This window comes from Sorangium sp. So ce296, from assembly GCF_051529605.1.
GTDB lineage: Bacteria > Myxococcota_A > Polyangia > Polyangiales > Polyangiaceae > Sorangium > Sorangium cellulosum_D.
Genome location: NZ_CP150325.1, coordinates 11649681 through 11664472, shown reverse-complemented (window position 1 = coordinate 11664472; position 14792 = coordinate 11649681). Strand labels below are relative to the sequence as shown.

Annotated in this window: 10 protein-coding genes; 3 read left to right on the top strand and 7 right to left on the bottom strand. The window is 70.5% G+C overall.

Translation table 11 applies throughout. The features are described from left to right. Positions 1–381 precede the first annotated feature (381 nt). From WME98_RS43050 to WME98_RS43040, 3 genes are all read left to right on the top strand, one after another. Positions 382–1014 carry a PadR family transcriptional regulator gene (locus WME98_RS43050; RefSeq protein WP_437947446.1) on the top strand — a complete coding sequence of 211 codons (633 nt, stop codon included), beginning with the start codon at positions 382–384 and terminating at the stop codon, positions 1012–1014. Between the two features lie 462 nt (positions 1015–1476). After that, entirely contained in the window at positions 1477–3543 is a 2067-nt protein-coding gene (locus WME98_RS43045; RefSeq protein ID WP_437954085.1) for an alkaline phosphatase family protein, read from the top strand. Positions 3544–3642: 99 nt separating this feature from the next. Then, positions 3643–7041, top strand: coding sequence for an alpha/beta fold hydrolase (locus WME98_RS43040; RefSeq protein ID WP_437947445.1), 3399 nt, complete (start codon positions 3643–3645; stop codon positions 7039–7041). A 65-nt stretch (positions 7042–7106) separates the two neighbouring features. On the opposite strand, the gene rpsD is transcribed toward WME98_RS43040, so the two are convergent. From rpsD to WME98_RS43005, 7 genes are all read right to left on the bottom strand, one after another. Then, entirely contained in the window at positions 7107–7718 is a 612-nt protein-coding gene (gene rpsD / locus WME98_RS43035; RefSeq protein WP_437338314.1) for a 30S ribosomal protein S4, read from the bottom strand. A gap of 131 nt (positions 7719–7849) precedes the next feature. Next, a complete protein-coding gene (locus WME98_RS43030; RefSeq protein ID WP_437947444.1) occupies positions 7850–8644 on the bottom strand; it encodes a class I SAM-dependent methyltransferase in 795 nt (264 codons plus the stop codon). A gap of 147 nt (positions 8645–8791) precedes the next feature. Next, entirely contained in the window at positions 8792–9475 is a 684-nt protein-coding gene (locus tag WME98_RS43025) for a hypothetical protein (protein ID WP_437947443.1), read from the bottom strand. 626 nt (positions 9476–10101) lie between these two features. Further along, on the bottom strand, positions 10102–11235 hold the full coding sequence (locus WME98_RS43020) for a ferritin-like domain-containing protein (protein ID WP_437947442.1): 1134 nt from the start codon (positions 11233–11235) through the stop codon (positions 10102–10104). Positions 11236–11473: 238 nt separating this feature from the next. Beyond that, entirely contained in the window at positions 11474–12607 is a 1134-nt protein-coding gene (locus WME98_RS43015) for a UTP--glucose-1-phosphate uridylyltransferase (protein WP_061625397.1), read from the bottom strand. 262 nt (positions 12608–12869) lie between these two features. Further along, the gene (locus WME98_RS43010; RefSeq protein WP_437947441.1) at positions 12870–13517 is read right to left on the bottom strand and encodes a glutathione S-transferase family protein; all 648 of its coding nucleotides are present in this window, start codon (positions 13515–13517) and stop codon (positions 12870–12872) included. Positions 13518–13859: 342 nt separating this feature from the next. Beyond that, a complete protein-coding gene (locus WME98_RS43005; RefSeq protein ID WP_437947440.1) occupies positions 13860–14789 on the bottom strand; it encodes a Uma2 family endonuclease in 930 nt (309 codons plus the stop codon). Between the last annotated feature and the right edge of the window lie 3 nt (positions 14790–14792).

Sequence of the window (14792 nt, the reverse complement as noted above, 5' to 3'; positions counted from 1 at the left end):
GCAGCGCCGTCCGGCGCCGCGCGGCGCAACGGGCGCGCCCGGGGCGCTTTGCCCCCGCACGGCAAGGCGCGTGCTCGCGGGCGCGTCACCCAGAGGCGCACCCGCGCGACGGGTCGAGGGGCGCGCAGATGCGGTGAGGAGGACGAGCGCCGTGGACGCTCCGCGTACATCGCCGGCCTCCACGCGCACCGCGGCCAGCCGCCGGTCCCTTGACACGGGCAGGTCGAGAGCTATCGTATAGATATATCTTTTAGACTATCGGCTCCGGCGCCGCAGAGCGGCCCGGGCCGTGGGGCCGGGGGTGGTCCGCCCACGCGCGCGCGGCAGCTGAGTGCTCGCCGTCGTGGCGGTCCGCCGCCGAGCAAGAGAGGGATCGCGTCTATGTTCTGGGGATTTGAACATCATCATGGCCACCACCATCACGCAGGCCCGCGCGGGCCGAGGGGTCCGTTCGGGCGGGGCCGGGGCGGGTTCGGCGGCGGGCCGCCCGGCTGGTGGGGGGACTGGTTCGGAGGGCCGCCGCTCCGCGCCGATCGCGGCGGCGTGCGCTACCTCGTGCTCGACGCCCTCGCCGAGCGGGCCCGCCACGGCTACGAGGTCATCCAGGCGATCGAGCAGCGCAGCGGCGACACCTACCGGCCGAGCCCGGGCGTCATCTATCCGACGCTGCAGATGCTCGAGGAGCTCGGCCACGCGCGCGTCATCGAGGCCGACGGCCGCAAGATTTACGAGATCACCGACGCGGGGCGCGAGGACCTCCAGGCGAACCGCGAATACGTCGACGAGTTCTACGAGCGCTTCGCCGAGACCTCGTGGGAGCGCTTCGCCGAGGATTTCGGCGACGTCATGAAGCGCGTCGGCGCGCTCATGCGGCTACTGCGCCACGCGATGCACCGCGGGCGCCTCACGCCCGCCGTGCTCGCTCGCACGGTGAAGGTGCTCGACAAGGCGGCGGCCGAGATCGAGGAGCTGCTCGCCGAGGATCCGGAGAAGCGCCCCGGCCGGCGCCCGTGATCCGCGCAGCGCGGCGCCGGCGCGCCGAGGGCCGCGGAGCCCGGAATCGTGCGCCCCGCGAGGCGACCTCGCGGCACGGGCGCTGATCCGATGTCGTGACATCGGTCATCCACCGACCACACACGCATTCAATCCTTCACATCACACCTCCGAGCGCGCCTGAGGCCACGTCCGTTCACATCGGACACGAGGAGCACGTCGTGTAGGCCGCGCCATGTTGGCTTGCCCTCCAAACGATCTTGTGATCGAGATGTGGTTAGCATAATGTGCTTGTTGCGCTCGGCGGGCACGGGGGGCGCAGGGGGTCGACGCAGAGTAGATCTGCGGACCGCTCGTCTGGCGAGTGGCGTCTGAGGAGAGTGCGCTGGGGGCCTCGCGCGGCGGCGCGCCGCGGGGGAATGCGCGGTGGTCCATCGATGCGGCGGATCCAGCGCGAGCATCGTGCGGAGGCGGAACGTGAGCATGAAGTCCATCGAGCACATCGTGCTCGTCATCCTCGAAAATCGCTCGTTCGACAGCGTCCTCGGCTGGCTGTACGCAGACCCGAGCGCGGGCCCGGCGCTGAACATCCCGGAGCCCGCGCCGGGAGAGCGCCGGTTCGAGGGCCTGGCGGGCCTCGACCTGGCGGCGTTCACCAATGTCGCGGAGGGGCTCAGCTGCGCGCCCGTAAAGGGCGCCTCGGCCATGAACGTGCCCTGCGTCGCGCCGAATGAGGAGTTCGCGAGCGTGAACGTCCAGCTCTTCGGAAACGACGACATCGGGCCCGGCGACGCCCCCACCATGAAGGGATTCGTCAAGGATTACATGACAGCCCTCAAGAAATCGGGCGTCGCCGGCGGCGATCCGGACGCGCTCCGGGACCTCGCCGGAGAGGTCATGGAGAGCTACACCCCCGACCAGCTCCCGGTGATCAACGGGCTCGCAGAGCACTACGCCGTCTGCGATATGTGGTTCTCGTCGGTGCCGTCTCAGACGAACCCCAACCGGGCCTTCGCCTTCTGCGGTACGTCCCTCGGGCTGACGGACAACGGCTGGCTCGAGAAGGACCCGAGGGCCAAGCTGGTCGAGGAGAAGGTCGGGTATCGCCTCGGCGACGACCAGTTCGAGACGACCACCCTCTGGAACGCCCTCCATGAGGCCGGCCACGACGACTGGTCGATCTTCTGGCAGACGAGCACCCTCCCCGAGAAGATCTCGATCGCCCTCACCGGCGGGAAGAGCCGCCTCCAGCCGATCATCGAGCACATCGTCCAGTTCGCGGAGGACCTCGACGCCGATCACCAGAAGTACCTGATCGAGCTCTCGTCCGGCGAGCTCCCGTCCTGCTACACGTACCGGCTGTTCCCCGGCCTGCGCGCGATCCCGGGCGTGGAGCGCCGCTTCGCGCGCATCGAGCGGTTCCACGAGCAGGCGCGCGCCGGAACGCTCCCGCGCTTCAGCCTGGTCGAGCCGTTCTGGACCGTCTCGCAGGAGTCCACGGATCTCTCGTGGGAGCAGAGCCTCGCCACCGCGATGGGGAACGACTACCACCCGCCCGGGAACCTGAGCGCCGGGGAGACGTTCCTGCAGAGCGTCTACATGAGCCTCATCGCGAACAGGGCGGCCTGGGAGAAGACGCTGCTCATCGTGACGTTCGACGAGGGCGTGGGCACCTTCGACCACGTGCCGCCGCCCGCCGCGGTGCCCCCCTGGGGGAGCGGCGGCTCCGCGCCCACGACCCAGCACGGCTTCAACTTCGATCGTCACGGCGTCCGGGTGCCCGCGATCCTGGTGTCGCCGCGCATCCGGCGAGGCACCGTGTTCCGCTCGACCCGCGAGCAGCCCTACGATCACACCTCGCTCATCGCCACGATCCTCAAGTGGTATGGGGAAGAGCGGCGCTTGTCCGCGTTCCAGGAGCGCGCGATGGGCGCGCCAACGTTCGAGGAGGTCCTCACGCTCGAGGAGCCCCGCCGCGACGAGCGCGACGTCCGGTTCCTCCAGGTGAAGCGCGAGCCGGGGCAGCCGTTCAAGTACCTGGATCGGTTCACCCTGCGGGGCCACGCCGGCGAGCGCATCTCGACCGCCTCCCGGAAATCGACGATCCTGGGCTTGCTCTCGCTCTCGGACCCGAAGGTCGCGGAGTACTTTCCGACCCTCGGCGGCGAGGCCGTCCAGCTCTTCCTGGAGAAGAGCGCGAGGGAGGCCAGCTCGGGCAAGGTGCGCGACGGCGACGAGGTCGCCCTCGTCTCGACCGAGCTGGAGATCGGCGCCTACAACACACTGGGGGCGTGGAGCCTCACCGGGGACTGTTACTATTTCAACGATTACGATCCGGCCGTGGACGAGGACAGGTACGAGAAGCAGACCTGGGTCCTCGAGGCCGCGGAGAAGGGCCGACCCGTCCGGTTCGGGGACGCGGTGGCCTTCAGGAACAAGCGATCCGGAGCGTACCTGGCCCCGGACGGGAACGGCGTGAAGACCCAGAGGAGCGCTTATCATTGGACCATCGAGCCGATCACCTCCCCGCCCGCGACGCCAGGCCGGTGACGACCGGCGAGCCGCGCCGGTGATGGACGCGGATCGACGCGCAGCGCGGCAGCGCGGCCGCGAATCGTCAAGGATGCCGAAACATCCATGGAGCAGAGCATGAATCGTCTTTCGTCCGACATTGAAGAGATCGACGGTGAATACGACGTCGTCGTCGTGGGTTCGGGCTACGGCGGCGCGATCATGGCGTCGCGGCTGGCGCGCGCCGGCATGAAGGTCTGCGTGCTCGAGCGCGGGCGGGAGCGGACGCCGGGCGAGTACCCGAACACCGCGCTCGAGGCCGTCGCCGAGATGCAGATGAACCTGCCGGAGGTGGGTCACGAGGGCTCGCGCACGGGGCTGTTCGATCTGCACGTCAACAAGGACATCGGCGTGCTCGTCGGCTGCGGCCTCGGCGGCACCTCCCTCATCAACGCGAACGTCTCGATCCGCGCCGAGCCGCGCGTCTTCGACGACCCGCGCTGGCCGGCCGAGCTCCGGAGCGAGAAGATGGAGCACCTCAACACCGGATACATGCTCGCCGAGCGGATGCTCTCGCCGAACCCGTACCCCGAGAGCTACCCGCCGCTGCCCAAGCTGACGGCGCTGCAGCGCTCGGCGCAGGCGATGGGGCAGCCGTTCCGGCGCACCAACATCAACGTGACCTTCAAGGACGGCATCAACGCCGCCGGCGTCGCGCAGAAGGCCTGCAACAACTGCGGCGACTGCTGTTCCGGCTGCAATTACGGCTCGAAGAACACCGTGTTGATGAACTACCTCCCCGACGCCAAGCGCCACGGCGCCCACATCTTCGTCGAGGTGAGCGTGCGCCACGTCGAGCGGCGGAAAGACGGGAAATGGAACGTTCATTACCAGGTGCTCGACACCGGCCGCGAGGCGTTCGACGCGCCGACCTTGGTGGTCACCGCCAAGATCGTCGTCCTCTCCGCCGGGACGCTGGGCTCGACCGAGATCCTGCTCCGCTCGAAGGAGCTCGGATTACCCGTGTCCGACCAGCTCGGCCAGGGGTTCAGCGGCAACGGGGACATGCTCGGGTTCGGCTACAACTGCACGCCTCAGCTCGACGGTCTCGGCTTCGGGCACCGGGCGGTCTCCGCGACGTCGCCGGTCGGGCCGTGCATCACGGGCGTGATCGACATGCGCAACCAGGCCGACATCAAGGACGACATCATCATCGAGGAGGGCTCGATCCCCGGCGCGCTCGCGCCGCTCTTGCCGCTCATGTTCAAGGTGGCCTCCTGCACCGGCGGCTCGAACACGGCGCCGCAAGACGCCGTCGCCCAGGGGATGCGCGAGGCCGAGTCGCTCCTCCTCGGCGCGTATCACGGCGCCACGATGCACACGCAGACCTACCTCGTGATGGGGCACGAGGCGAACTGCGGCACGATGAAGCTGGAGAGCGATCAGCTGCGGATCGACTGGCCGCAGGTGGGCACCGAGCCGATCTTCGAGAAGATGAACGCGCGCCTCTTCGAGACGACGGCGCCGCTCGAGGGCGTCTTGGTCAAGGACCCGATCTGGTCCCCGAAGGTCGGCGACAAGCTGATCACCGTGCACCCGCTCGGCGGCTGCATGATGGCAGACTCGGCCGAGGCGGGCGTCGTGAACCACAAGGGCACGGTCTTCGCGTCGAGCGCGGGCGCCGCGGTCCACGAGGGGCTCTACGTGTGCGACGGGTCGATCGTCCCCGTCTCGCTCGGCGTCAACCCGCTGCTCACGATCTCGGCGCTGGCGGAGCGCTGCGCCATCCACCTCGCCCGCGACCGCGGGCTCCACATCGATTACTCGGACAAGGGTCCGATCCCGCCCGAGCCCCAGACGCGCAAGCCGGGGATCCGCTTCACCGAGACGATGAAGGGCTACTTCTCGAAGGCGGTCGACAGCGATTTCCAGACGGCGGCCGACCTGGGAAAGCAAGAGGATTCGAGCTTCAAGTTCATCCTCACGATCGTGTCGGAGGACGTCGACGCCATGCTCGCGAGCCCCGAGCACGAGGCGCGCACGCTCGGCACGGTGGACGCCCCCGCGCTCTCGGGGCGGCCGCTCACGGTGACGCACGGGACGTTCAACCTCTTCGTGCAAGATCCGGACGCCGCCGACACGCGGCTCATGAAATACAAGATGCGGATGCGGTCGGAGGAGGGGCGCTCGTTCTATTTCTACGGGTTCAAGGTGATCAAAGACCGCCCGTTCTGGGACGCGTGGCACGACACCACCACGCTCTACATCACCATCCACGAGGGCGAGGACGAGACGGGCCCGGCGATCGGCAAGGGCATCCTGGTGATCGAGCCCGAGGATTTCATCCGCCAGCTCGGGACGCTCGACGTCACGAACGCGAAGAACGCCGAGGAGCGCCTCGCGACGACGGTGAAGTTCGGGCGCTACTTCGCGGGCGTGGTCTACGATTATTACGGCGGCGTGGCGGCGCCGCTGGAGTTCGCCGACTCGAACCCCCCGCCCCAGAAGCGCAGGCCGCTGCGGGTGCCCGGCCCGCGCTTCTACCCGTTCAAGAGCGGCGATGGAGTCGACCTCCTCCTGACGCGGTATCAAGGCGGCTCGAAGGGCCCGGTGATGCTCGCGCACGGGCTCGGCGTCTCGAGCCGCATCTTCTCGACCGACACCATCGAGACGAACCTGCTCGAGCACCTCGTGGCGCACGGCTACGACGTCTGGCTCCTCGACTTCCGGTCGAGCGTGCTGCTCCCCGCGTCGAAGACGCAGTACACGGCCGATCAGATCGCGCTTTACGACTACCCCGCCGCGGTGGCGAAGGTGCGTGAGGCGACGGGCGCGGCGGGCGTGCAGGTCGTCGCCCACTGCTACGGCGCGACGACGTTCACGATGGCGATGCTCGCCGGGCTGAAGGGCGTCCGCTCGGCGGTGATCTCGCAGATCTCCACGCACGTGGTCACGCCCGCCATGGTGCACCTGAAGGCGGGGCTGCACGCGCCCAGCGTGCTCGACGCGCTCGGCGTCGGGTCGCTCACGACGAACGCCTCGTCGCACGAGGGGTTCTTCTCGCGCCTCTACGATCGCGCGCTCGCGCTGTATCCCGTCGGGGACGGCGAGCACTGCAACAGCGCGGTGTGTCATCGGATCTCGTTCATGTACTCGCTGCTCTACGAGCACGCGCAGCTCAATTACGCCACGCACGATCGGCTCTACGAGCTCTTCGGAGAGGCGACGATGCGCGCCTTCGAGGGCCTCGCGCTTATGACCCGCAAGGGTCATGTGGTCGACGCCGAGGGGAAGGACGTGTATCTGCCGCACCTCGATCGGATGGCGATCCCGATCCGCTTCATCCACGGCGCGGAGAACCAGTGCTTCCTGCCGGCGAGCACCGAGAAGACCGTCGAGGTGCTGTCGGCGAGGAACGGCGCGGGCCTCTATTCGCGCAACGTCATCCCCGGGTACGGCCACATCGACTGCATCTTCGGGAAGAGCGCGTCGACCGACGTGTACCCGTTCATGGTCGAGCACCTCGACCGCACCTGAGGCCCGCGTTGCGGGCCGGGGCAGCGGCCTCGCCGCGCGCCGGCGCGGCGAGGCGTGCTGCTGCGTCACAGCCGCTGTGAGTAGTACTCGATGATGAGCTGGACCTGGATGGGGAACGGGATGCTCGTCTCGTCCGGCAGGCTGGTCACGCGCGCCTGCCGGGCGTCCTTGTCGACCGAGAGCCACGAGGGTGCCAGGAGGTCCGCTCTCGCGAGCGCCTCCACGACGGTCTGGTGATCGCGGCGCCGCTCGCGCACGCTCACCGTCTCTCCGGAGCTGACGCGGTAGGAGGGGATGTCGACGCGCCTCCCGTCGATGAGCACGTGCCCGTGGGTCACCAGCTGTCGCGCGGCCGGGATGGTGCGGGCGAAGCCGGCGCGGAAGACGACGTTGTCGAGCCGCCGCTCCAGGAGCTCGATGAGCTTGGTCCCGGCGGCCAGCTTGCTCCTGCGCGCCTCGAGCATGAGCGTCCGGAGCTGCGTGTCGGTCAGACCATAGTTGAGGCGGACCTTCTGCTTCTCGCGCAGCCGCAGCGCATACTCGCTGAGCTTCTTGCGGGCCTGGCCGTGCTGCCCGGGGGGGTAAGGCCGGCGCTCGGTCTTCTTCGCCGAGAGCCCGGGGAGCTCGACCCCGAGCGCGCGCATGACCTTGACGCGAGGTCCGGTGTAGCGGCTCATGGCCAGGCCCTCCGCGAGAGGGCGCGCGCGTCGCGCGGGGGGAGCGCGGCGCCGTCGGGCGCAGGTGCGTCAACGTGTTCCTGAAGGTTCATCGGGATCCTTGTCTTGTTTCCTGGTCTGTTCTTGAGGGCTCACACGCGCCGGAGGTGGCGGAGGATCGGGAAGCGTGATTTGCGGAGGAAGCGCGCGAGCCCGTTCGTGGCGCGAACGCGGGCGCCGAGCGGCTCGGGGTAGTCGTCGTCGTGGAGGACCCGCAACCACGGGAACGTCTCGACGCTCCCGTCATCGCGGTGGAGCTCCACGTGGCGCGCGCCCCTCGCGGCGGCGGGGCGAAGGCGGAGGCAGGGGGTCGCGTCGAGCAGGAGCTCCACATCTCGCTCGAGGCGCAGGGAAGCCTGGGTCAAGAAGGCGGAGATCCGCTCGGCGCCGAGCTGGGAGAAGAGGCCGAGGCCGAGGATCAACGTGGGCCAGCCGCGCGCCTCGGAGAGCTGCTCGATCCAGTGATCGCAGCCAGGAGACGCGGCGGCCAGCGCGTACCGCGGCGCGCGAGGGGCGCGCGGGCGCTTCCAGGCGACCACGCGGGGGACGTCGATATCGATCCAGTGGAGCAGGCCGTTGTCGATGCGTGAGAATCGCGTGCACGGGCCGGTGAAGAGCCCGATGGCCAGGCCGTCCGGGTGACGGCGGAAGAAGTCGTGCACGACGTCGTCCACGAGCAGGGCGCGGGCCGCGAGCGGGCGGAGCTCCTGCTCGGTAAAGCCGGCGCGCTCGACCTCGAGCAAGCGCGCGAGATGGCGGGCCTCCTCGTCGTGGAACCCGAGGTCCGGGAACGCGTCGGAGGCGTAGGCGCACGCGGCGACGCCCGCGAGCTCGCGTCGAGCAAACGAAGGGGCCTGGTCGACATTGAAAGTCATTTTCATTTTCATGACAGATCTGTGGGTTGCTTGTCAAGTTGGCGACTCGGCGCTCTGCGACCTCAACCAGGTTCGACCTGCTGCCTCACCTGCGGCCTCAACCAGGTTGACCAGCGGCGTGCCCAGCACCTGGCCGACGACGCCACCGCGGTGAGGCTGCTAACGCCCTCTTCCGGCAAGGGCGACCGCTCGGAGGCCTCGTTCGGCCGGTCGCTCCTCCGAGCGGCGCGTCAGGCGCGTCGGGCTGGCCCAGCGTCGCGCGCTGGCCGCCTTCATCGACGTCGCCATGGCGCGGAGCGCGCGGAGCTCGATGTCGTCGGCGATGCGTTCTTCGAGGAAGCGCATCGGCGAGCCTGGCGTTCGCGCGCTCGCCCAGAGGAGCGCCGCCGCCTCCCTCGCGGGCGCAGCAGCGCGCGCGGTCGCCCAGCGGGCCGCGAGCGCGGCGACGCAGAGCCCACGGTAGGCGCGCACCTCGCCGGCGAGTACGGCGTCGAGCGCGCTCGCGAGCCGGCGCGCCGCGCGGGCGTTCGTCAGCGCGCGGTCGATGAGGACGCGCAGCGCCTCGCCGGACGGCTCCTCTGCGACGGCGCCGTCGTCTCTCCCCATCGCGGCGCTCACCAGGGTGCCGATCGCCTCGCACGAGAGCGCGAGCGCCACGATCAGCCGGAGGACGCGCGGCGAGCAATGCCACGGGCACGAACCGGCGAGCCCGAGCGGGGCCCTCGCGGGGACGAGCGAGCGCACGAGCGCTGCGTCGAGCGGCGGGGCGTCGCTCCCCCACCCCCGAAGAGCCGCTGCGCGCTCGCCGACCATCGGCGACGGCGCTGCCGGACCGCCCTTCACGAGCGCCTCCCCCCGCCGCCCGCCACGCCGCGAAATGCGCGGCACCCCGCGTCGCGAAGCGAGAGCTGCCGCCAGAAGGCAACCAGGCCGTCTTCAAACCCCGCCAGAGCGCGCCTTGGATTGATAATGATCTTCATTTTCAATAAACATAGGCCGAAGCGGGTGAGCGGGTCAAGCAATTCCGCGGGGCGGCGATCCGACCCCCGACCTGACCCAAGTTGAGGCGACCCGAGGCAACCCAGAGCTGACCGGGGTTGGCGCCATGCCCCAACCCGCGGGTCGCTGCGACCTGACCCGGGTTGAGGCAACCGAGGCAACCCAGACCCAACCCGGGTTGGGGCGCGACCCAACCCGGGTCGGATCGCGGCGCTGCTGCGCCGCAACCTGGTTCGGGTCGACCTGACCCGGGTTGAGGCAACCGGGGGCAACTGACGCGACTAGAACGGACCCGGGTTGGGATCGATGGCGGGCCAACCCGGGTCGGTCGTTCAACCCGGGTCGGGCCAACCCGGGTCGGGTCGGTCGCTCAACCCGGGTCGGGCCGGTTGAACCTGGGTCCGGCCAACCTGGGTCCGGCCAACGTGGGTCGGGTCAACTCAACCCCGGTCGGCTCAACCCCGGTCGGCTCAACCCGTCGCCTGCGCCGACAGCAGCGCGCGTATCGCAGGCGTCACGACCTCCGCGATCGCGCGCCTCCACGAGGCGGCCACCACGGCGTCGCCGGGGCGACCGTGCGCAGCGAGCGCGTCGGCGGAGGCGTCCGTCGCCGCGACGGACGGCGATGGCGCGGCAAGACCCGCCTCGAAGGCCGCCGCGACCGCGCGGCGCACCGCCTCCCCACCGGTCTGGAGCGCCCAGGCCACGAAGCGCCACGCGAGCTCGGCGTGCCGCGCCTCGTCGTCCGCGATCGCCGCGAGGACGCTCCGGACCGCGGCGTCGGTCGCGTGCGCGAGCTGCTCGCTGGCCTGCACCGCCGCCAGCGTCTCGCCGATGCAGCCTTCACGCACGGCGCGCGCCGCGAGCTCCGCCAGGTCCGACGTCACCTCGACGACGCCGCCGAACGCGAACGGCGCCGGCTCGAGCGCCGCGCCGGCGTACGCGCTCGCCAGCCCGAAGCAGAGCGCCGCGTGGCGCACCTCGTCGCGCGCAGCCTCGTGCGCGGCCGCGAGCATCTCGGCGGGGGCGCCGACCGCCATCATCTCCAGCGCGAACCGCGAGAACGAGGCGACCGATGCGTGCTCGAGCAAGGCGTCGCGGAGCCACGCCTCGGCCAGCGCGGCGCGGGCCTCCTCCCCGAGCCCCGCGAGGTCCGGGCGCGGCGCGTCGCCCCACCCGCCCGCATCTCTCCGCTGCTCCCGCGCGGTGCGGGCGCGCTCGCCCACGAGAAAAGGCCGGCCCGTGCCGCCGCAGCTCGCGGTGAACTCGTAGCAGCACTCGCCATTTCGAAAGACACCGTCACCGATGCTGCTGTACCAGCACCCAGGCGGCGGGAGCGGGACGTTCGCGCCGACGGGATCGAGCGGCTCGCAGGCGCCCGCAAACACGCCGCCGGAGCCCCCCTCGCCCCCCTGCCCCCCCGCGCCGCCCTGGGCCCCGGGGTCCACGCACACCGTTCCTTCCTCGTCCCACGAGACGCCGCCGGCCTGCACCGTCGTGACGCCATCGGCGCCCCCACCGCCCTCCCCGCCCATCCCACCACGCCCCCCCGCGCCATCCTCGCTCGCGCCGCCGCCGCCATCGCCCGGCGCGGGGTCGTCCATGACCACGTTGGCGCAGGCGACGCTTTCAACCGCCAGACCGAGCGTCGCGGTGGCGAGGATTGCGCGGGTCAGACGGCGCGCGAACACGCTTCGAAAATGAGCGGGAGCAGGGGGCTTGATGGTCATTGGACCATCGAGAAGCATCCTGCATACCAGCAAGATTCGCCGAATTCAGGGCTCCTCCGCCGGCGCGCACGGCACAGCGTGACACATCACGCCGGCACAGGTACCCCTCGACTCAGCCCAGAAACCCCCGCGCTCGCGCGATCGCCTCGATCGCCGGCCGACGCCGCTCCAGCTCGTCGGTATCCTTGACGGGAAGGAACCGGGCCGCGAGCCCGTCTCGAGGCACACGCAGGAACCTGGCCGGGAGACCGAAGGTGATCTCGTTCAAGATGCGCTCGAACTGGATCGCCTTGCGATCTCCCACCTTCTTCTCGACCTCCACGTAGACCCAGTCCATCGCGAGCGCGCTGAGCGCCTCGGCGCTCGCAAGGAAGGTGTTGGTGTTGAAGACCGGCACCACCTTCGGATCGAAGCCGACCGGCAGCCGGAAATCCTCTGCGATCACCGGGCGGCCGTTCCAGCGCAACGGGCCACCCCCCTTGTCGCCGCCCTTGTCGACCACCTCGACCGTGAGGGGCCCGCCGTGGCCGAGGTGCCAACCGAGGATGACCGGATCCACCGTCGCGCCGAGGTTGTCGAGGTTCGCGATCCAGACGGTCTTTCCGCCGCGCGCGAGGAAGCGGCCGAGGACGCCGCTCTCCCGGAGCGCATCCGGCAGGTCGCCGTGACCGGTCGCATAGACGCTCGGCTCGCCGTCCTCGTCGAGGAACAGATCCCCTTCCGGGGTGAGGCGCAGGGAGACGTGCTGCTCGAACGTGGTGCAGAGATCGCCCTGCTCGTCGAGGCGCGCGCCGAGCGCCTCGCGGATCGGGCCGTTCGTCGCCTCGCTGGTCATCAGCCACAGCGGCACCGGGACGCCCGTCGCACGCCGGAGGTGATCGCTCTCGGCGAGGCGCAGATCGAGGAAGGTCCGACCGGGCAGCACCTCCACGAGCGCCTTGACCACGCCGCCCATCCGGGTGGCCATCCCGCCCGCGAGGACGCAGAGCGCGACCTCGCCGCGCCGGAGCGCGGCCAGGCCCGCCTCGCGGCAGCGGGCGTGCTCGGGCGTGCCCTCGGCCGGCAGCTCCATGACGTCGCCGGGCGCGGGCGGCTCGACCGTGCCAGGGAGCCGATTGCGGGCGTCCCGGTCCTTGCCGATGGACGCGGCCCACCGGGCGACACGGTCGGGGTCGAACCCTCGAGCCCGGAGGCGGGCGAGCAGCGGGGCGGGGAGCGCGGCGATCTGCTGGGCGAGCGAAGACACGCTATCTTCAAAAGCACGATGCGCCGCGCGAGGCAACGGCAGAGTGCAGCGGTTCGCGCGCCAGCGAGCGCCGAGCGGGTCTTCCGGCGGCGCCGCTCCGGCGTGCGCCGCCGGGCTCCGGGCCGCGCTGAATGCATCGTACGTTGTTCCCTGATGGGCGTCCGGAGATGCCGATCTCGCGCTCGCCGACGGCGCGCGAGCGCCCCCCGGGGAATACGAAGGCCCGTCAGCCGCGTCCGCGCTCGGCCGCTGGCGCGCGCTGCTACGCGTGCTTCGCGAAGGGCGCCATGTGCTCGGCGAGCGCCTTCTGGAAGGCCGGCCTCGCCTCACACCGCAGGCGGTACGCCTCGAGGGCCGGGATCTCCGCGACGAGCGCCGTATGGCGCAGGGTGCGCAGCACGGTGGTCATGAGCAGGTCCCCCGCGGTGAAGCGATCCTCGAGGTAGTCCCGCTCGCCCAGCCAATCGGACAGCTTCGTCAGCCGCGCCTTGACGGCCTCGACCGCCGACGGCCGGCGCAGCTGCGCCCATTCCTCCTTCGGGTGGAACAGGTCGATCTCGGCGAGGTTCTGGACATGCGGCTCGACCGAGTTCAGCGCCGCGAACATCCACGACTTCGCGCGCGCACGACCGACGGGATCGGACGGCATCAACGCCTCGGAGCGCTCGGCGATGTGCAGCACGATGGCGCCGGACTCGAACATCACGAGCCCGTCCTCCTCGTAGGCGGGCACCTGCCCGAACGGCTGAATGCGGCGGTAGTCCGCGGACGCCTGCTCCTCGTTCCCGATCAGCCGCTCCTCGTAGGCGAGGCCCGCCTCGGCCAGCGCCCAGCGCACGCGGAGATCGCGCACCAGCCCCCGGGCAAAGGGTGGAACCCAGCCAAATGCACATACCGTGATCTTGGGCATCTCGCTTCTCTTCTCTCAGGGGGCTGACCGGCGAGCTGCCGATCCGCCGATTCGAGGCCAAGGGATGGGGACCGATCCGCGCGAGGTCGTCTCGGCCGCTCCAGCCGAGCTGGCTCTGGCCGAGCGGTCCGATCCGAGCGCCGGCGAGGCTACCAGCGCCCGGTCGCGCTCGTCCACCCCTCGATCCGCCGCCGTCTGCGCGCGGCGCCGCGCCCCATGTCTCCTCCGGCCCGAGGCGCCCGGCAGCGCAAGGCCCGCCCGCGAGGCGGGTTCCATGGAACCTCGCGGCGCGGCTCGTCGCGGACGTGAGTCACGATGGATCGCCGTGCTCGCCTCTCGCGGTCAGCGGCCCGCCGACTCCAGGAACAGCTCTTCCACCGCCGTCGCGGTCGCCGCCCGCTGGAGCCATCGCTCCAGCACGCTCAGGTCCGTCTCGCTCAGGATCCGGCCTTTCGCCTCCTCGCTCGCGGGGATGCCGCGCGCGCCGAGGATCATCAGGATCGCCGCCGACAGCCGCTCCAAGGCCTGCTCTGCCCGCGCCTGCTCTCGCTCGATCCGGGCCTCGGCGGCCTCGATCATCCTCTCCAGCTTGCCCACCAGCTCGCCGGCGGTGACCAGCTCGGCCGTGTCCGCATAGAATCGTAGCCGACCTGACTCCACCGTGAGATCCAGCTCGAGGACCTCCGATCGGTACCGCCCGATGCGCGAGGGGATGCTCTCGTAGCGGCGCCCGCCCGTGGACGGCAACCTGTAGCCTCGGATGTGCCCGCGCGGGATGTCGTAAACGAAGTACTCGCGGACCCCGAGAGCCGCATATCTCACGACGTTGTCGACGAAGTCCTTGCGCCAGTCGCCGGCGTAGTGCACCTCGATCGCCAGATCGATGCCCTTGCCTTCGGCGCTGACCATCCAGCAGAGGCGCGGGCCGGGATCGACGTCGGTCACCGCGATCACGTCGGGCGTGAAGCCCTTCTCGCCCGGGTAGTAGACCTTGATCTCGGCGCCGACGTAGATGCGCCGCCCGCGCCGACCGAACCACGCGCGGAGCGTGTCGCGCGCCTCCATCTTGGCGTCGAGGTGCGGGTCCCCTTCGGCCATGGCCTCGCGCTCGTCGAGCTCTTCCTGCGACTCCGAGGCGAGGAGCGCTCGAACGGCCTGCTCTCGCTGCGCGGGCGACATCGCCGCCCACTGAGCCTCGGTGGGAGCCCGGGGGGCCTCGGCCGGGATCGGCGCGGCGGTGGGGTCGCCCGGCTTGCGGATGGGGGCCGACATGCC

Bases quoted from the DNA above. Each gene is read 5' to 3' on its own strand.
- WME98_RS43050 (WP_437947446.1), top strand. From the start codon at position 382: ATGTTCTGGGGATTTGAACATCATCATGGCCACCACCATCACGCAGGC.
- WME98_RS43045 (WP_437954085.1), top strand. From the start codon at position 1,477: ATGAAGTCCATCGAGCACATCGTGCTCGTCATCCTCGAAAATCGCTCG.
- WME98_RS43040 (WP_437947445.1), top strand. From the start codon at position 3,643: ATGAATCGTCTTTCGTCCGACATTGAAGAGATCGACGGTGAATACGAC.
- rpsD (WP_437338314.1), bottom strand. From the start codon at position 7,718: ATGAGCCGCTACACCGGACCTCGCGTCAAGGTCATGCGCGCGCTCGGG.
- WME98_RS43030 (WP_437947444.1), bottom strand. From the start codon at position 8,644: ATGAAAATGAAAATGACTTTCAATGTCGACCAGGCCCCTTCGTTTGCT.
- WME98_RS43020 (WP_437947442.1), bottom strand. From the start codon at position 11,235: ATGGACGACCCCGCGCCGGGCGATGGCGGCGGCGGCGCGAGCGAGGAT.
- WME98_RS43010 (WP_437947441.1), bottom strand. From the start codon at position 13,517: ATGCCCAAGATCACGGTATGTGCATTTGGCTGGGTTCCACCCTTTGCC.
- WME98_RS43005 (WP_437947440.1), bottom strand. From the start codon at position 14,789: ATGTCGGCCCCCATCCGCAAGCCGGGCGACCCCACCGCCGCGCCGATC.